The organism is Terriglobia bacterium (assembly GCA_020072565.1).
Classification (GTDB): Bacteria; Acidobacteriota; UBA6911; order UBA6911; family UBA6911; genus JAFNAG01.
Window position 1 is genome coordinate 53780 of record JAIQGI010000019.1, and the last position, 18044, is coordinate 71823.

At 60.9% G+C, this 18044-nt stretch carries 12 protein-coding genes; 3 read left to right on the forward strand and 9 right to left on the reverse strand.

Going from position 1 to position 18044, the window contains the following annotated elements; translation table 11 throughout:
* Position 1: 1 nt before the first annotated feature.
* Positions 2–5683: an alpha-2-macroglobulin gene (locus LAP85_13060; protein MBZ5497325.1), complete on the reverse strand. Its 5682-nt coding sequence runs from the start codon at positions 5681–5683 to the stop codon at positions 2–4.
* 381 nt (positions 5684–6064) lie between these two features.
* Between LAP85_13060 and LAP85_13065 the strand changes: the two genes are divergently transcribed.
* Complete coding sequence (locus LAP85_13065; protein ID MBZ5497326.1) at positions 6065–6526, forward strand: YbhB/YbcL family Raf kinase inhibitor-like protein; 462 nt, start codon at positions 6065–6067, stop codon at positions 6524–6526.
* 129 nt (positions 6527–6655) lie between these two features.
* Entirely contained in the window at positions 6656–7420 is a 765-nt protein-coding gene (gene xth, locus LAP85_13070) for an exodeoxyribonuclease III (GenBank protein MBZ5497327.1), read from the forward strand.
* Between the two features lie 38 nt (positions 7421–7458).
* On the opposite strand, the gene LAP85_13075 is transcribed toward xth, so the two are convergent.
* From LAP85_13075 to metK, 6 genes are all read right to left on the reverse strand, one after another.
* On the reverse strand, positions 7459–8181 hold the full coding sequence (locus LAP85_13075; protein ID MBZ5497328.1) for a TIGR02206 family membrane protein: 723 nt from the start codon (positions 8179–8181) through the stop codon (positions 7459–7461).
* A 125-nt stretch (positions 8182–8306) separates the two neighbouring features.
* Positions 8307–9218, reverse strand: a complete 912-nt coding sequence (locus tag LAP85_13080) for a serine/threonine-protein phosphatase (GenBank protein MBZ5497329.1) — start codon at positions 9216–9218, stop codon at positions 8307–8309.
* A gap of 127 nt (positions 9219–9345) precedes the next feature.
* A complete protein-coding gene (locus LAP85_13085) occupies positions 9346–9993 on the reverse strand; it encodes a SagB/ThcOx family dehydrogenase (GenBank protein ID MBZ5497330.1) in 648 nt (215 codons plus the stop codon).
* A gap of 88 nt (positions 9994–10081) precedes the next feature.
* On the reverse strand, positions 10082–10654 hold the full coding sequence (locus LAP85_13090) for an indolepyruvate oxidoreductase subunit beta (protein MBZ5497331.1): 573 nt from the start codon (positions 10652–10654) through the stop codon (positions 10082–10084).
* Positions 10651–12258, reverse strand: a complete 1608-nt coding sequence (locus LAP85_13095; GenBank protein MBZ5497332.1) for an indolepyruvate ferredoxin oxidoreductase — start codon at positions 12256–12258, stop codon at positions 10651–10653. Before LAP85_13095 ends, LAP85_13090 begins: the two co-directional genes overlap by 4 nt.
* Before the next feature lie 364 nt (positions 12259–12622).
* A complete protein-coding gene (metK, locus tag LAP85_13100) occupies positions 12623–13786 on the reverse strand; it encodes a methionine adenosyltransferase (GenBank protein ID MBZ5497333.1) in 1164 nt (387 codons plus the stop codon).
* Between the two features lie 214 nt (positions 13787–14000).
* Between metK and LAP85_13105 the strand changes: the two genes are divergently transcribed.
* Complete coding sequence (locus LAP85_13105) at positions 14001–15062, forward strand: squalene/phytoene synthase family protein (GenBank protein MBZ5497334.1); 1062 nt, start codon at positions 14001–14003, stop codon at positions 15060–15062.
* Here LAP85_13105 and LAP85_13110 read toward each other — a convergent pair.
* Together LAP85_13110 and LAP85_13115 are read right to left on the reverse strand one after the other, a co-directional pair.
* On the reverse strand, positions 15047–16522 hold the full coding sequence (locus LAP85_13110; protein MBZ5497335.1) for an IgA Peptidase M64: 1476 nt from the start codon (positions 16520–16522) through the stop codon (positions 15047–15049). The genes LAP85_13105 and LAP85_13110 overlap by 16 nt on opposite strands.
* Before the next feature lie 234 nt (positions 16523–16756).
* The gene (locus tag LAP85_13115) at positions 16757–17929 is read right to left on the reverse strand and encodes a winged helix DNA-binding domain-containing protein (GenBank protein MBZ5497336.1); all 1173 of its coding nucleotides are present in this window, start codon (positions 17927–17929) and stop codon (positions 16757–16759) included.
* Positions 17930–18044: the final 115 nt, after the last annotated feature.

An 18044-nucleotide genomic window follows, 5' to 3' on the forward strand; every position in this document is an offset into this window, starting at 1 on the left:
CTTACTTCACCTGGATGGTCGCGTTCGGCAGTTCTCCAAACATTTCGGGCGCGTACATCGCCTCCACCCGCGTCGGCGGCAGCTGAAATGCGCCGGCGTTGTTGAGACGAATCGTGTACTCGACGCTCCATTCCCCTTTGGGCACAAACCGAAAGTAAGCGCGGAAGGCTTCGAACGAGCGCTCTTCAAACGCGGGCCACACCCAGCCGGTGTTTTGTTCACCTTTCGTGGCCAGCCGGGAACTCCCTCCCAGTCCGGAGCCGAGAATCGCAGAGCCGCCCGGCACGGGATCGTTCACCACGACCCAGGTCATGTCTGCCTGCGACTCGATGTCGAGCTTCACGCGCACGATGTCGCCCGCGTTCCAGACTCCGCTCTCCTTCTGTTCGATGGGCGTCAAAGTCCTTCGGATCTTGAAGCCGGTCGAGAGCGGCTCTCGAAGCGGCACTGCCGCCAGGCTCTGGATAGTGGCCCACGGCATGCCGGTCCCGCGCGTGCCGATGTCGAGCGCGCTTCGTCCCTCAGGCCATGGGAAGGAGAGTGCGGTTCCCTTGGAGGTAGTTTGCCAGTCGACCGTCTGAGCTCGACCCGCGAGGCTGGCGGTGGTTTGTCCGGTCACGGGCGTGCTCTCGAATACCTTGGAAAACTTCTCCATAGCCAGCACGCCCCAGGCATTGGCGACCGTTGTATCCCAGTGGCCCCGCCGCTGGCGGCCCAATGCGCCCCGCACCAGTCTTGGTACATCCTGCTTCCATTCAGGGATGTTCAACTCGCTGAGAAGCAGACGAACTGCGTTGGTGTCCACCGATACCATCAGCCACCACAGCATGTCCATGCGCTCGGTGGAGAATCCCATTGTGGTGCCCTGAAAGTTCAGGCGCGCGCGCAGGATCTGCTGGGCCTCGGGGAGGCGCGCAGCGCGATCGCGCACGTTCGGCATCCGCGTCAGGATGTTGAACCAGTCGATCACGGCGGAAGTGGGCCAGAGGTTGGGCTCAATGGTCAACGACGAGAGGAAACCGGGTTGCGCCCGATTCGTCCGCGTCAGAGCTTCGATCGCCGCCACTTTGCGAATGGTCAGGTCGGCGGTCGGCAGCGCCGAGTAACGCACCACGCGCCCTTCCACAAACCCTTGGAGGCCGGAGAGCATGCGCTCTTTCGGCTTCTGCGGAATCTCCCAACCGGCTTCGTCGGCAATCGCGATGACGTAAGCCGTCAACTCGTCGCTTCCGAATTCCAGGGAGGGGAAATATTTCGCGAGGCCGTCGCTGTCAAGATAGACCGGCAACAGTCCCATGATTCTGCCCCAGAGAGCAGTATCACGAAGGGCAACGGCCTTGGAAACGATCTGCTCCAGACAAGTGTAGGGATAGAGCCTCATGTAATCCGCCACTCCGGACAATCCGTCCAGGAGCCGCGATTGGAATGCGACGCGGATGCCTCCCATTCCGGGAATCGCATCTGCCGGCCGCTCCACGTCCATCCTGAAGCTTTTCTCGATCTGGATCAGAGTGGCCTGCAGCGTGCGGACCGGAACGGCCGGCACGATTTTCTGCGTCACAGACAGGCGATCGCCTGCACCACCCTCGGCGGAGGCTTCGAGCTCGTATTTGAGCGATTCAGTTTCCCTTGGCGCCGTAACATTCCAGCGGATCTCCTTCGACTCACCCGAACCGAGCGAGATCTCCTGGGGCTGCAGCACCCCTGCCGCGGGCTCGACCCGGGCGGAGACGCGCACCTGCAGCGGGCGCTCTGTAGTGTTGCGCACGGTAAAGGTCGACACGTACCGGTCTCCCTGCCGCACGAGCGGCGCTATGCCGGAGAATAGGATCAGGTCCTGGGTCGTGCGGATCGAGGTCGCCCCGGTGCCGAAGCGGTCCACCCCCCCGGTTGCCACCGCGACGATGCGGAAGCTGGTAAGAGAATCGTTGAGCGGAATTTCGATGGCGGCCTCGCCTCGCGCATCAAGCTTGAGGCGTCCTTTCCACAGCAGCAGCGTGTCGAAAAGCTCGCGCGTCTGCGCCTTCCCCCCTCCGCCCCCCTGGGGCAGGGCCTTCAAACCGAAGTGCCGTTTGCCGATCACGTTCATCTGGGCCGTGAAAGTCTGCACGCCGTAACTGCGCCTGCCCATCAGTTCGCTCAACAGATTCCAGCTTGCGTTGGGCATGAGCTCGAGCAGCCCCTCGTCGACGGCCGCCACCGCCACCTCGCTCCCCGGCGGCAGCGGTTGGCCGTCTGCGGTGGCAACCGCGATTTTCGCCTGCGCCTTGTCCCGCACCTTGTAGACCGGCCGGTCCGTGGCGACACTCACCTTGAGCTCGTGAGTCTTCCATCCAACCTGGATTTCGGCGATCCCCAAGCGGAATGCGGGCCGCCCGAGATCCACGGTTGCCGTGGGTTGCACGTCGCTTATCCGGCCGCGCACGGCCAGGACTGAAATGAAGACATTGGGCGCCCAGCTCCCCTTGACCGGCAACTCGATCACCGGCTCTTTACCCGAAAGCTCCTTGATGATCGTCTCCGCCACTCCTTCGCGCTCCACGGTGATGAGGGCGGTGGCCTTGCGGAAAGGCATGCGCACCTGAAAGCGAGCCTTGGCGCCGGGCTCGTAATGTTTCGCTTCCGGGATCACATCCATGCGGTCGCTGTCTTCGGTGGCAAACCACCAGTCATCCGGGCCCGCAATCCACACTTCCTGATGGGTCGCGGCCTCGCGCCCCGCGCCGTCGACGGTGACCGCTTCCAGGATCAGGCTGCCGGATGCGGTGACCGGCCTTTCACACAGCAGCAGGCCGCGCCTGTCGGTCTTGCCCGAACACAGGGCCTGGAGCCTGCTGATCTCCGTCGTGTGCTCGTAGGCGTAGAAGCCGCCCACCAGGCGCTTCCGGTGGGAGTAGGTCTTGCGCTGGAAGAGATCGACCTTGACCGGCGCCCCCGCCACCGGCTTGCCCGACAGGTCCGCGACCGCCACCTGGAACTTGACGGCCTGGCGGGAAAGCGCCCAGCTGTCGGGCTTGATGCCGATCAGCCACGATGACGGCCACAGAGGAATCCGGGAAGATGCGGTCTGCACTTCCCCGTTGGGATCTTTGAAGTCCAGCTCCGCCAGAATTCCCATCGGCGTATCAATCTTGGGCAGCCCGGTGAGGTTCGTCCTGGCCGATCCGGTTCGGTCCAGGGCAAGGTCCACGCTTTGCACGGGATACTCTTCCTGCTGCATCTCTTCGGATCCGCCGCGGACCAGGCCTTCGCGCACCCTGCCGGTGGCGAAGTTGAAACTGTCGAAGGCCGGGGGTGCAGGGACGTAACGGGGCTCTACGAGATAGCGGAATTTGACCGGCAGCCGGCCGGCGCCGCCCCCGCCCAGATAGGTCACTGTCAGATCCACCGGGATCGCCGACGGCGCTACGAGGTCTGCCGATGGGGCGCGAATGATCGCCTTCATCAGCGGGACGCGGTATTCTTCAACCCGGAAGCTGCCACCGGACAGGTAAACCGGGCGGCCCGGGCGGGCGCCGCCAGTCGCGCCGGCCGCTAGGTTAAAGCCTACATAGTAAAATCCGAGTTTTGCCTCTTTGGGGATGGTCCAGCTGCTCTCGGCACTGCCGTCGGGGCTCCACTTAAGCGGGAGATCGTACTTCTGGCTGGTCCCCTGATGGCTGATCTGCAGCGTGCTGCCGATTTCGTTCTCGGGCAGGCGGGCAAAGCCAGCCAGGACGCGCCGGCGCACGATGTGCTTCATGTGCACAGTCTCGCCGGGCCGGAACAGCGTGCGGTCGAAAATGGTGTGCACGACCTCGCGGTTCGGTTCCCACTCGGTCGGCAGCTGAAATCGCCAGGGCTCGATCCCTTCGTCCCAGGACGTGTGCACCAGGGACATGTCGTCTCCCGCCCGGGCTGAAATGACTAGCCCATTGTCGAAACGATCGTATGAGCAGCGGGGGAGTTCACCTGCAGAGGGAAGCCCGCCGGGGCGCGCGATGCCATCGCGACCGGTGTTGCCCTCCCAACGCACCTTCCCTTCGCAATCCCGGATCTGGACCGCCGCCTGGGCTACCGGCTTGGCGCCGTCCAGAGTCGTCACCCAGACAATCGAAGACTCGCCGCCCCACTTAAAGTGCACGGAAAGGTTTGTGACCAGCACGGTGGTCGGGACGTATATCGGTTTGGGCTGGCCCAACAGCGCGGCGCCCAGGAGTTCGCTCTCGATCTCGACCACATAAAATCCCGGCGCCTTGAGAGGGATTCCCAGGACCTCGAAAGCCTTGGCGCCCTGAAGCTTGGGCACGCTGAACGATTTCGCGCGCGCGCCCGTGGCGGGGCCAAACACCGATTTGTCCCGATCCTCGTGGGACCGGTTGCTTACCTTCTTGATCCAGAACAGCATCTCGTTCGCGGTGTTGGCCGGCACGCTGTAGATCTTCCCCTGGAGCTTGGCTTCAACGCGCTCGTTCACACCGATCTCCAGTTCTCTCGGCGGGTCGACGTTCTCCTGCCCTTCGACCACACCCATCATGCGGCCTGCGATTACGGGCTCGACGTTCCGCAGGGTGACGGGAAGGAGCGGCGGGTTGGCCTTGAGCTCCAGAATGCCGAAGGGGGCCGCGAACTTCGCCAGCGGGGGGTAGGCATCGGTCTTGACCGTGAGCGGGTATTTGTCCGCGTTGGTGAGCTCCCGCCCCGAGTCGTCCTTGATGGCAGGCGGCAACTCGACGGTAAAGGTCGACAGTTCAGGGAAAGGGCCCTTGAACTGGACCCAATTCACAAACGCATTCGGGTCCTGCGAGGATTCCTTCTGCGGCGACCACTGTTTGCCGCCCGGTCCCTTCAAGACCACCTTGCTCGCCACGCTCCACGCTACCGAGCCGGAGAAATTCACGCCCATGGGGGTAATCGGGACGCATTGAGCCTCGGGATTCTCTCTCGAACAGGAAAACCGCGCCGTAAAGGGCGAACGCGTAACGAACAGCAGGATCTGGTCCTGCTCGGTGGCAATGCCGCTGGTGGATGCGACGCCCCTCCCCCAAACCAGGCTGACACGGGTGCTGGCAGGCAGCTTCTGCCGTGCCTGCAACAAGAGAAGATGCTCGGGCGCCTTGTCATAGCGATATTCGGATTTGACGATCTCGTCCCTCTCGCTGCCGACGACGATGCGCACACCAACCCGGTTTGCAATCCCCGTGATGGCGAGGGAAACATGCTCCAGAACGGACGCCTCCGTGGGCGTGCCGTCGAGTTCCAGGATGAATGTCTGGTCTTCCTCAATGGCTTCGGAGCCTTCGTCGGGGTTGCTCCTGAGAATCGCGGGCCCGCCCGTGGAAAAACTGAAGCTGCGCTGCCCGGTAATGTCCCGGCCCGCCAGGGTGCGCACCCCTTCCTTGAGTCGGAACTCGCAGCGCATCCCGGCCTGGAGGTCGCGGTCAAAATCGTAGATCCAGTTGCGCTCGTCGGCCCAGCGGGGCGTCCCCGGCACCGGGCAGGAAATGTCGAAGGGGAGTGCGACCACCCGCGGGTCGCCGAGGGGAACCATGGGCTCCGAAAAGAGCACCCGGACCTGGCGGATGCGCTTGACCGTTCCCTGCGGGGAAAAACCTTGGATCCGCGCCTGCTGCTGCACTGGGCCGCCAGCCGCGGCCTGCAGCAACAGTGTGGTCATGATCGCCGAGAGCAATCGAGCTTTCATATGTAGTCTCTTTCGATAAAGAAGATTCCGAAGCTTTCTCGAGGACGGAGGGAACGCCACCCCCACGGCGTATGGCAAGCATCATAAGCCAATATCGACAATTCATCCATAGCCTGTATGCGTTTTGTGAAGCCCCGTGCACGCAAGGGGTGCCGTTCGCGTTTGGGGTGCTGGTGTCTTATAATTGATCGAAGCCTGGAAAGAGGACTCCAGGCAGGCTGTCTGGTCCGTTCTTTGTCGATCCAGAGGAAAAAATCATTCATTTGCTGAACTATGGGAATGCGCGCCATGAAAACCAGCACTAGAGTGTGCGGCCCGCTGCTCGCAGCGCTGCTGTTGTGCAGCGGCGCCGCCGGACGTTCAGTCACGGGAGGCAAAGCCATGACCCTCAGTTTGAAAAGCCCCGCGTTCACGCACGAGGGCGACATACCAAGAAAACACACCTGCGACGGCGCCGATGTCTCGCCGGCGCTGAACTGGAGTGACCCGCCGGCCGGCACGCAGAGCTTCAGCCTGATCATGGATGACCCGGACGCCCCGGGCCGCACTTGGGTTCATTGGGTGATCTACAATCTGCCGGCGCAGGCACGCGAACTGCCCGAAGGAGTGCCGAAGGAATCGGAACTCAAGGATGGCACGCGGCAGGGCCGGAACGATTTTGCCAAGCCCGGTTATGGCGGGCCCTGTCCGCCCCGGGGCGCCCCGCATCGCTATTATTTCAAGCTCTACGCCCTGGATGCGAAACTAAATCTGCCGGCGGGTGCGGGCAAGGCCGGCGTGGAGAGCGCCATGAAGGGGCACATCCTCGCGGAGGCACAGCTCATGGGGCGCTACCGGCGCTGAGGGCCCACCAATGCCGGAGCCTGCGAGTCCATCGCAGCATGAGCAGGGGGCACTGATGCAGGGAATCCGGAGGAACTCCGGTTCGTGAATCGGCACACCGGGCACAGCCAGGCCCGAGGGGGAACCATGCTGACCGTAGCCACCTGGAACGTCAACTCAATCCGGATCCGCCTGCCGCGGCTGCTGACCTGGCTGGAAAGAAGAAAGCCGTCGGTGGTCTGCCTCCAGGAAATCAAGGTGGTGGACGAGGAGTTCCCCGCCGGGCCCCTGGAAGAACTGGGCTACCGGTGCCTGGTGCACGGGCAGAAGACCTACAACGGCGTGGCCATCCTGACGCTCCTGCCCGCAACCGACGTCATCCATGATCTCCCTGGTGATCCCGCCGGGGCCGACAGCCGCGTGCTGGCGGCGACCATCGGCGGCACGCGCATCATGGGCATCTACGCCCCGAACGGCCAGACCGTGGGGTCGGACAAGTACGCGTACAAGCTCGACTGGTATCGCCGGCTGCGCGAGCTGCTGGACCGCCATGACCCGCGGAGCGAGGTTTTGATTTGCGGCGATTTCAATGTCGCACCCGAAGATCGCGACGTCTGGGATCCCGAGCAGTGGCGCGGGCAAATCCTGTTCAGTGACCCGGAGAAGGCGGCCTTGCGCACCATCGTCGACTGGGGATTCCAGGACGCCCTGCGCATCCACCACCAGGAAGGCGGTCTATACACCTGGTGGGATTACCGGGCCGGCGCATTTCACCGCGGTTGGGGCCTGCGCATCGATCACATTCTGGTGAGCGCGCCTTTGGCGCAGCGGTGCATAGCCGTTGAGATCGATCGTGCCGAACGCAAAGGCGAAAAACCATCCGACCACGCGCCGGTGGTCGCGTCATTTCAATAACAAGGCTGCGAGTGTGAATCGCGGAGCCCTCTACCACATCAAAGGACGTTGATGCCGGTCTGCGCAGTCTGTTTCCCGGCACGAATGCCATCCAGGATCTTCCACGGCAGCGCCAGCAGCAAAAAACTTGCCAGGCCGAGGATCTCGGCGGAAATCAGATACCAGGGCCATGGCCCCAAATAGTCTAAGAGAGAGGGCTCCGCCGGCTTGTGCAGAAGGAATCCGTAGTTCCATCCGAACGCAAGATCGAGACCCAGAGCAGACAGACCGTAGATGTTGACGGCAATCATCATCCTGAGGACGCTTCGGGGACGCGGCCGGAAGTGCTGCGCGACAATAATGTAAACGATGCACAGCAGCGTGATGCCGTGCCCCCAGAAAAACTGTATGAACCTCCACGATGGGAATCCGGTCGTGACATCAGGCGTGAGCACGGCCTGGAGCGTGCCGCCGAGACCCCAGAAATAGGCGATCTCGGAAGCGAGGACGTTCGGACGGATCAGGGTCACCAGACAGGCAATCAGAACCCAGTCGCACAGCTGCATGGGCAGCGAGTAGCTTCCATGCAGCCCTCCCATCATGGCTTCCTGGAGGTAAAGGGCCAACGCATAGCCCAAAAGCAGGAAGCCCAGGGCCCAGCCGAACCGGATTCTTGTCTTGCCGCGCAGCCGCGATCCTCCCCAGGCTACCAGGATGCCCAGAGCGAGGAGTATGAGAAGCACGGTCAGGTGCTGTGGGCCAAAGGTCCTGAACTCCATCATAGGAGCCACCGTTCCGGCCAGACGAACAGCATAGCCGCAATCAAGGAATCTTAGCGCAGAGAACACAGAGAATATACATATCTGTTCTCTGCGCCTTCAGCGTTGATATTCTGCGTGGTGGCTGATCAGTTTTTCTTGATAAGCACGCAGCTGACATCATCGGCCGGGAGCGCGAAGGCGAGCAGGTCACGGCTGACCTCTTCGAGGATGCGGCGGGCAGACTCCCGCTTGAACTCTCTGATCTTGGACTCGAATCTGTCGGGGAAGTAGTTCTCGTGATCGTTCTCGTGCTCCTTCAATCCGTCCGTGTAGAGCACCAGAATGTCCCCCGGAGACATCAGTTTGAGTTCGTTGACGGTGTACTTGTCCTTGTAACCAAGAGCCGAAGGACGCCGGGACAGATCGGGATCGGTCTTCGAGGGCATGGTGCCGATTGGGGGATAGCTGATCAGTAGGTCCGGATGGATATCCACAAACCGGTCGAATTCATTCGAAAACACAAGCGGCGGATGGTGCCCCGCGGATATGAATCGGAACGTGCCGCTCACGTGGATCTCGCCGTAGATCATGGTCAGGAACTTGCGAACGCTGGAGGAACGGTAAAACCGATTGTTGATGTTCTCGAAAAGCCTGGTCGTAATCGTGCCGGACATTTCGAGCTCGTAGACGGCCCCGAGGAGAAACGCCTGATGCAGCATGGCTGCCAGAACCGCATCCGTTATCCTGTGGCCCGAAACATCGGCAAGCAGGACACCCGCGGTTTGTTTCATCTCCTCGAGCTTTGCTGCGATCTGGGGCTGTCCTCTTTCCCGCGCCTGCTCGATACGCGCATCCAGGTCATGCCTCTGCTGGAAATCGATGTAGATGATATGATCACCGCCAATAGCGCCGGCAAGCGGGATCGTCGTGCCGAAAACGTCGATGCCTGGAAGCTTGGGGATCTCGCCCGGCTCCGGCTTCAATTTCAACGCAATTTGCTCGAAATTCTCCAGCTCTTCCGTCAGGTGGTTCAGCTGGCGGAGAAGTGCTTCTGGCATCTTCTTTTCATCAGGCATAAGGAGCCAAAGTCGTTGGAGTGCGCAGGCTCGCCTGCGCCTTGTTTATCTTCGCAACCTGCAGCGCTTCACCCAAACGCGGCAACAAGTTGCCGCACTCCAAGATCCACTACTTCTTCGGATAGCCTACCGTTTGGGACAAAGCGATCTTCTGGTCCGTGCGGAGCTTCATCGCTTTCGCCAGGGCGGACCTGTCAATGTTGGCACGCACCACGGTCGCCAGCCCCTCCGAGGCACAAAACAAATAGACATTCTGTGCGATGAAAGCCGTGTTGGCGCCGGAGTAGAATTCGATGTCCTCGGACCGGGTCCGGCCGGCCTTGGCAAGATCGGCCACATATATGAGGTTGACAGGCGCATCCTTGACGAATGCCTGCGTGCCGCAGAGCGCCCGGATGTCCTCCGCCAGAATCTGTTTGAGCTGGTTCGCCTTCCCATCGTAAAGATAGAGGCCGTCTGCAGTCGCGACATAGACGTCAATTTCCTGCCTGTTGTTCGCAGAGGGAGCAGTTCGCTGGCCGGTGGCACGGTTGATTCCGAAAGCCGCCCAGAGCAGGTTCGAAAGCGTCGGCAGGGGCAGTTTCTCCGAACTGAATTCGCGCGCTGATTTGCGCTCGTTCAGCACCTGCATGAGCGGCTTGCCTCCGTCGGTCCGGGGCGGCGGCAGCTGTATTTGCCCCTGCGCGTATGCAGCCGCGACGCCGACCGCCAGAAAAACGAAGAGCGACAATGCGACTCGAGACCTTTCTGTCTTCATGGCCACCTCCACAATGTAAGCCTCAAAGAACACGAAGAGAATTCTTCGTGGTCTTTGCGGTCCTCGCAAGTTGATTTCCGCAAAATGCCTACTTTGCAGCCTCCCGGCCGGCCCGGAGGGCACGCAGGTTGATGTCCACCACCTCCTCGCCCTTCCGCGCGAAGATAGCGCGCACAGCCGATTCTATCGCCTCGGCCTTGATCGGAAGGAGGTGCATCGCCGCGCCGACCATCACCATGTTCGTCGCCCGGGCAGATCCTGCCTCGCGTGCCAGCTTTTCGGCGTCAATGATGATCGCGCGCGGAATTTTCCGGATATGGTCGAGCAAATGGTTCAGATCTGGATAGTCAGGAATGTTGCGCACCGGATTCGCGGAGGTGACGAGGCTGCCTTGCGCGGAAAGGTATCCGAGGTAACGAAGACTCTCCATCGGCTCCATGCTGAGAATCATCGAGGCCGTTCCACGCGGGATCAGATCGCTGGCAATCTCGCGGTCGGCCAGGCGCAGTGTCGCCATCACGGCGCCGCCCCTCTGGGCCATTCCGTGAACCTCCGCCTGCTTTACGCAGAGTTTTTCTTCCATGGCGCCGGACGCAATCGCCATAGCCAGCGACAGGACCCCTTGCCCTCCAACGCCTGCCAGCACGATATCATACTTCATGCGGCGCCTCCCTTCTTCGATTCCTTGACTGCCTCCAGGCACTCGCGCCGGGCAATGATGACCGATAGACCGCGATGCTCGATCTCCTGTTTGAGAATCTCCACATTCCTGTCGGCCTGCTTCGGGTGGGCGCTGAGCACGTGGAAGTGCGCGGGATCCACCCCGACGCCAAGGATCACCTGCTCGAGCTGGGGCTGGGGCAGAATCGTCGGCTGGGTGCCCGTCATGGCCACGGTCCCGTTGTCGGCAATGATGAGAGTGATGTTCGCTTTGGCCGTGACCGCATCCATGAGCGGCGTGACACCCGAATGCAGGAACGTGCTGTCGCCGATGACGGCGACCACAGGATGGAGGCCGGCCTCTGCGGCTCCTTTGGCCATTCCAATCGAGGCTCCCATGCACACGCACGTTTCCACGGCCGAATGCGGCGGCAGCGCGCCCAGCGTATAGCAGCCGATATCCGAAGTGACTATCGGTTCCCGGTAACCTGCCAGGGCCAGCTTGAGTGCCTTCAGGGTGTCGGCATGCGGGCATCCGGCGCAGAACTGTGGAGGACGGTTTGCGAGCGCCAGCCCGGGGATCTCCGGACCCTTCCTCTCCCTCAGCCCCAGTGCCCGGCGTACGATGTCGGGATTGAGCTCACCTTCTGCCGGGACATGTCCCGATTCCTTGCCCTGGATCTCGACGGCCGGCGGGATGATCCCGCGCAGCTGACGCTCCAGGTAGGGGTATCCTTCCTCGAAAATCACGAGCCTCTTCACATGCGCGGCCAGCCTGCGGACTTTCTCAACGGGAATCGGATATACGCCCACGTGCAGGTGTGACGGCTCAAAACCGAGATCTTCGAGATTTTCTACGAAGTAGTTGCGTGCGATGCCGGTCGTGATGACACCGAGATCGCGCTGCTCTTGGTTGAGCCTGAGCGTGTTGTAAGGCGATGCTTCCGTGCAGGCGAGCATGTCCTTGTAGCGCAACAGGAGCCCATGCCAGCGCCGCCGCGCAATATGCGGCATCAGAACCCAAGAGGACGCGGTGTCGCGGGACTTGGCCGGCGGCTTCTCCGGCGTCGGTTCTCCGGTCCGCACAACCGTCCGGCTGTGCGCCAGGCGGGTTACCAGCCGGATCATCACCGGGATCTCGAATCGCTCAGACCGGTCGAAGGCATCCCGCATCATATCGTAGGCTTCCTGCTGATTTGCGGGTTCGAAACAAATGACGCGCGCGAAGTCCGCATAGAAGCGGCTGTCCTGCTCATTCTGGGAGCTGTGCATTCCGGGATCATCCGCCACAGCCACGACGAGCCCGCCGTAGATGGCAACCAGCGCCGAATTGATGAACGGATCCGCCGCGACGTTTAATCCCACGTGTTTCATCGAGACCAGGGCGCGCCGGCCTGCGAGGGATACTCCCAGGGCATTTTCGTAAGCTGTTTTCTCGTTCGCGCACCAGGCCGCGTGAGGCCGTCCGTGCCTGGCCTCATGGCGGATCAGGAACTCGAGAATCTCGGTCGATGGAGTTCCGGGATACGCATAGGCAGCCGTGAGCCCTGCATGGACCGCGCCGAGCGCTACCGCCTCATCGCCCAACAACACAATTTCAGACATGGTCACCTCATCTGCGCGCGAGAGCACACAAGCTTCCCACGACCGCACACTTATAGAGCATTCCGATTTGCCGGAGCAAGCTTAACCCGGACGATTCATGAATGTGCGACCAAAATGCAGTTTTGGACGCGGAAAACGCTGGCCGACGGCGACCGTCCCGTGCTGGTCGGCGTGCGGTTCTGCTTCATGAATAAATCAGGTTAACGGACTCTTCCTGATTCGTCAAATCAGGAGGGAACAAAAAAACTCAGGATGGCATTCGTCGCGTGATTATCCAGTGAACTCAAAGACCCAAAGACTCCGCGACTCAAAAAAACAGATTCTTTGAGTCTTAGAGTCTTTGAGTCCTGGAGGTTTATGGATCCTAGGCATTTTTCAGAAGATCTTTGACCCGGTGCGTCTTCTCCCAGGTGAACTCTGGCAGCTCTCGTCCGAAGTGGCCGTAGGCAGCGGTCTTGCAGTAGATCGGGCGCAGCAGGTTGAGGTATTCGATGATCCCCTTGGGGGTGAGATCGAACTGTTTCTGCACGATCTGCGTCAACCGCCAGTCGGGGACATCCCCATTGCCCTTGGTGCTGATAAGCACGCTCACCGGCTTGGCCACACCGATGGCATATGCGAGTTGGACGTTGCAGGCCGTGGCCAACCCGGCAGCCACGATGTTCTTGGCGATGTGACGCGCCATGTAGCAGGCTGAGCGATCGACCTTGGTCGGATCCTTGCCGGAAAACGCGCCGCCCCCATGGGGAGCCGAACCGCCATACGTATCGACGATGATCTTGCGCCCCGTCATACCGGTATCCGACTGGGGACCGCCGATGACGAACTTGCCGGTGGGATTGACCAGATACTTGGTCCGGGCATCGATGTATCTTTTGGGGATCGACTTCAGCACGACATTCTGGATGACCTCTTCCCTGGCCCGATTGGTAATGCGTTCGCCTGTCCTGTCCAGGATATCTTCGGTGTGCTGGCTGGACACTACGACCGTGTCGACGCGTTTCGGCTTGCCGTTTTCATATTCTACCGTGACCTGGCTCTTGCCGTCGGGTCCCAAGTAAGGAAGGATCCTCTTTCTCCTCACTTCGGCCAGACGCTGGGTAATCTTGTGCGCGAGCATGATGGGGAGGGGCATCAGCTCTTTCGTCTCGTTGATCGCATACCCCATCATGAGTCCCTGGTCGCCGGCGCCCCCTACATCGACGCCCTGCGCGATGTCGGGAGATTGCGTGCCGATGGCGTTCAGGATGGCGCAAGTGGAGTGGTTGAAGCCGTACTTGGGATCGGTGTAGCCGATATCGCGGATCAGATTTCGTACCAGTCCGGGAACATCGACATAGGAATCGGTCGTGATTTCCCCTCCGACCACCACCAACCCAACTGTGATGAAGGTCTCGCAGGCCACCCGCCCCCGTTTGTCCACTCTCAAAATATCATCCAACACGGCGTCTGAGATCTGATCGCAGACCTTGTCGGGGTGCCCTTCGGTGACGGATTCCGATGTGAAGAAGTAATTGTCTCTTGCCATTTCTATCTCCTCTGTTTTAGCTACTGCAGATATCTCCTTGGGACCGGTGTTTTTGCTCGGTGCCAGTTGATGCGCCGAATTTCTCAGGACTGCGACCCTGTCAGCCCATGAATGCTAGCCGATCTTGCGCCGGAAGAAAACTGGAACCTTTGGTAATCTTCTTAAGCACGATTCGGATCTTTGCTCGGCGGGGATTGTATGCTTCAATGCGGGCATGCCCGGACATGTCGTGGAACAGTGGAGCGATCTGCTTAGAGAGGTCTCGCGTTCTTTCTACCTGACTCTCCGTGTGCTGCCCGCCGCAATTCGCCCGCAGATCGGCCTGGCATACCTGCTCGCGCGTTTGACCGACACCATCGCCGACACGCGGCTGGTGTCCGTCGGTCACCGTCGGGCTGCTCTGCGCGAGATGCAGGCAGCAATCCAGGCGCTTGCTGAGGATCGCCCCGCGCAGGCGCCTGATTTCGGCGATCTCGCCGCAGCCCAGGAGGTGCCCACAGGCCCGGGATCAGCCGCAGAGAAGGCGTTGCTCGAAAATGCCCGGGAAACTCTCGAGGCGTTGGGTGCCCTGAGGCGCGAGGATCGTCAGCGCATTCGCGAGCTGCTGGACACCATAATCCGCGGACAGGAGACGGACCTTGTTCGCTTCGGTGGCGCCAGTTCTGACCGGCTTGCGGCACTCGAAACCGACAATGATCTCGAGGAATACACCTATAGCGTGGCCGGCTGCGTGGGAGAATTCTGGACAAGGATGTGCCGTGCTCATCTCTTCGCCAAGGCAGAGTTGGACGACACGTTTTTGCTGACGAACGGCATCCGGTTTGGAAAAGGCCTGCAGCTTGTGAACATTTTGCGCGATCTGCCAAAGGACCTGCGTCAGGGACGCTGCTATATTCCCCGCACGCGCCTCGGGATCTGCGGCCTGGAGCCGGCAGCGTTGCTGGATGCCCGTGAAATGGGCCGTTTCCGGCCGCTCTATGCAGGTTACCTCGAACAGGCCCGCGGCCTCCTCGGGGCGGGTTGGGCCTATACGAACGCTCTGCCCCGCGGCCAGATGCGTGTGCGTCTGGCCTGCGCATGGCCGGCTCTGATCGGAGTGAAGACGTTGGCGCGTCTGCGCGCCGGCAACGTGCTTGACGACCGGTGCCGGATCAAGGTCAGCCGTGCGGAAGTTCGCCGACTGATGGTGAGCTCGGTGCTCTGCTACCCCAATCCTCGAGCCTGGGACCGCCTATTCGCTCACGCCGGCGCCGACCCGCGCTACTGGCCGCTGTAGTAATCGATCATACGGGCGATTGCCTTCTGACAGACCAGGCAGAATTCATCCTTCGGGTTGGAAATCATGATGCAGTTCATCATGGGACGATACAGACCTTTGGCCGCATAGCCGGCGCCTTCGAAGACACCGACCTTGTCCACCAGGCCGGCGTACTGCTTGTCGATTGCCGCAATCTGAGCGGCAATCTCCTTCGCCTTGGCTGCATACTTCTCCTGGATGGCTCTTATTTCAGCGTCGGAAGCTCGCTTCTGTTTGGCCTGCTCGATCTCCCTGGTCTGCTCCGCAGCGTTCCGGCGCCGGTCCAGGAACAGGCTTTCCTTCTGATCTTTCCCGTACTCCGTGGGGATCCGGATGCCGGGTGACAGAAGGTCTTGCCATTTCACGTGTGTCGGATCCAGCAGGGCGGTAATGTTCGGCTCCAGCGGCTCAACGCCTTTGGGGTAGAATTCATTGTAGGCGACATCGGAGGAATAGTATTCATCCGCGAGCCCCGCGAACGAGTGGCCGAACTCGTGAATGAACACCTTGAAGCTGGCCGCGTTGTCGACCGTCGTGATGCAGTAATCGTCATAGATGCCGCCGCCGCCGTAACGCCTGCTGTTGACCAGGATAACCACGGCATCATAGGGCACCTGTGCGGCAATCTCGCGCGCCCGGCGGTTCTCCCCCGTCAGCATGTACCGGTCCGTGCCGAATGCATTGAAAGAGGCATTGAGAATGGTCTTCCTGAAAACGCCTTGCCGGGGCTCATCCATGGCACTCTCGGGCGATGCCCTCATGACGCCGTAAATGTTGAACCTGTTCTTGAGGGTCTTGTAGGGCTCGATGGTGAAGAGGTACCCGGCAAAGCGATCGACGTCTGATTTGAACTTTTCCTTTTCGGCCGCGGTGTAGCCTTCGGCCAGAAACGCCAGATCCACACATTTATGCGGATCGCCGCTTTTTACCCCCTCGTAAACGTAGTCCCCGGAATCGACCGTTTCTTTGATGATGTCGACATCAGACGGGTCGATCTTCTGCTCGAAGAGGGAATGGAGCACGTTCTGCTTGTCGCGGGTCTCGACTGACAGACGGACAGGACGCTTGGGGAACGGCACCCGCAGCGAGCGCTCCAACGTGCGTCTGACGCCGTTGAGGGCGGGCGTTGTGGTCCGGTACTCGCCGAACATGCAGTCAAAGCCCCGCCAATAGATCAGTCGATTCGAAGCCAGGTCATAAACCTTGACCGCATACCGCCCGTTGTTGAAAGGCTCGAGCAGGTGGTTGGGATTCTCGGGCCAGATCCCCTCCTGATGGATCTTGTCCAGCGTGATGATCTCATCTTTTGCGTCACCAGTCAGATAGAGATCGAGGCGCATGGCCCTGTCGATAAAGTAGTCGTCAAAAGCGGGCCCGGGCTGGCCGAAAAGGGCCAGCGAACTCAAGACGACGAGAGCGGAAGCCAGAAAAGACTTCATTGGGTCCTCCACGAGGAGATCTTCGGGTGCGAATGTAACAACCTTGGAACAGTCCCGCATGCGCCTGGGCGCGCCCTGTGACGCACGAAAAGCTCATGTTATCCGGTTGGTGAACGTTGGTATCGGGATCGAAATCGCTATCGGCTTTTGCCGGCTCAGAGTTCCGATGGCGATAGCGATTTCGATCCCGATCCCGATTTGTATATTTTCGGAACTGGTGGGACGGCCCGATAGTCATTGCCTGCCGGCCTTGCGCAATGCTTCGACGCGGGGCGCGCGGCTCTTCGGGCTGTCGAGACTGAAAGAACGGGCATCGCCGAGATCGGATCGGATGTAGCCCTCGGTTCGCGCCACCGCTTCTTCGAGCGCCTCATTCCTGGGAATGAACGATATCCAGACGATCGATCCCGTGGCCATGTCATATTCCCATAACCCGACCAGGCGGCCGCGGTCGAGGATGGCGTGGCTGGAAAGATCCATCAGCCCTTTCTCACAGAAGACGCTCCGTTTTACATCCTGGGGCGCAAGCAACCCCGCCACATCCCGGCGCAGATGGCAAATGCCGTCGAGGCTGCTCACCAGAACATAATGCGGCTGTTTGGGAACCTTGAAAGCGCGAAATTCTGCGCGCGACCCCGGCAGCATCAGCCGCTCATCCCCGTCTCCCAACGGTTCGAGCCTCAGCAGCTCTGCGGCAGCCCCGGCTGCTTTCGCGCCCAGGCCGGAGAACCACTGAAATTCCGCCAGCGTTGCAGGCCCGATCCAGGCGAAGAACCGGCGCGCGAGTTCAGTGTAAGTTCTTTCAGCCGACAGCCTGAACCGCGCAAGAGGATTGGGGCGCCACAAGGCATAGCGATAGCGTTGTTGGTCGAGCCGGCCGTTGGTGGGGACACGCCGGATCTCGCCGGCCGATTGCAGTTTGCCGAGCGCCACCGGAAGAGTGGTAGTCAGACCTTTTTTCCTGCCTGCCTCTCCCAGATTCCGGACCGCACCAAGGGCGGCAGCGCGCAGTTCCTCGGGATCGAGAGGTCCAGACGCCAATGCCTTCAGGACCACCGCGCACAGCTTCTCGATTTCGGCATCCGTGACCCCGAGCTTGCGTGCTGTTGGCCCTTCATCACTGAAACCCTGCCCGACTCTCAGGGCAAGGGCAAAGTCGGCGGCAGGCACGACATAGGTGCAACCGCGGGCGCTCGGGAGTTCGTGGATTTCCAGCTGCGCGACGGCATTGTCGACTGCCGGCCGCCCGACCCCTCCGCGTGCGAAGAGGGTCAAATACGGGCCGACGCCGCCGACCGAGCGCGCCCATCCTGTCTGTTCCAGCACCTCGGATGCCGGCCGGCCTGTAAGCCTTCCATCCAGACCCTGACGGTATGACCACCATGCACGCAGCTTCGTATCGTCCATAGATGGAGAATAAACCACGAAACCCGCGAAATGCACGAAGAGTTTTCCATGTGTTCCGCGGATTTCGTGGTTGCGGAGGAACCGTGCAGAGCCCAAAAAAATGTTCCAATTCCGC

Bases quoted from the DNA above. Each gene is read 5' to 3' on its own strand.
- LAP85_13060 (MBZ5497325.1), bottom strand. From the start codon at position 5,683: ATGAAAGCTCGATTGCTCTCGGCGATCATGACCACACTGTTGCTGCAG.
- LAP85_13065 (MBZ5497326.1), top strand. From the start codon at position 6,065: ATGACCCTCAGTTTGAAAAGCCCCGCGTTCACGCACGAGGGCGACATA.
- LAP85_13075 (MBZ5497328.1), bottom strand. From the start codon at position 8,181: ATGATGGAGTTCAGGACCTTTGGCCCACAGCACCTGACCGTGCTTCTC.
- LAP85_13080 (MBZ5497329.1), bottom strand. From the start codon at position 9,218: ATGCCAGAAGCACTTCTCCGCCAGCTGAACCACCTGACGGAAGAGCTG.
- LAP85_13085 (MBZ5497330.1), bottom strand. From the start codon at position 9,993: ATGAAGACAGAAAGGTCTCGAGTCGCATTGTCGCTCTTCGTTTTTCTG.
- LAP85_13090 (MBZ5497331.1), bottom strand. From the start codon at position 10,654: ATGAAGTATGATATCGTGCTGGCAGGCGTTGGAGGGCAAGGGGTCCTG.
- LAP85_13095 (MBZ5497332.1), bottom strand. From the start codon at position 12,258: ATGTCTGAAATTGTGTTGTTGGGCGATGAGGCGGTAGCGCTCGGCGCG.
- metK (MBZ5497333.1), bottom strand. From the start codon at position 13,786: ATGGCAAGAGACAATTACTTCTTCACATCGGAATCCGTCACCGAAGGG.
- LAP85_13105 (MBZ5497334.1), top strand. From the start codon at position 14,001: ATGCCCGGACATGTCGTGGAACAGTGGAGCGATCTGCTTAGAGAGGTC.
- LAP85_13110 (MBZ5497335.1), bottom strand. From the start codon at position 16,522: ATGAAGTCTTTTCTGGCTTCCGCTCTCGTCGTCTTGAGTTCGCTGGCC.
- LAP85_13115 (MBZ5497336.1), bottom strand. From the start codon at position 17,929: ATGGACGATACGAAGCTGCGTGCATGGTGGTCATACCGTCAGGGTCTG.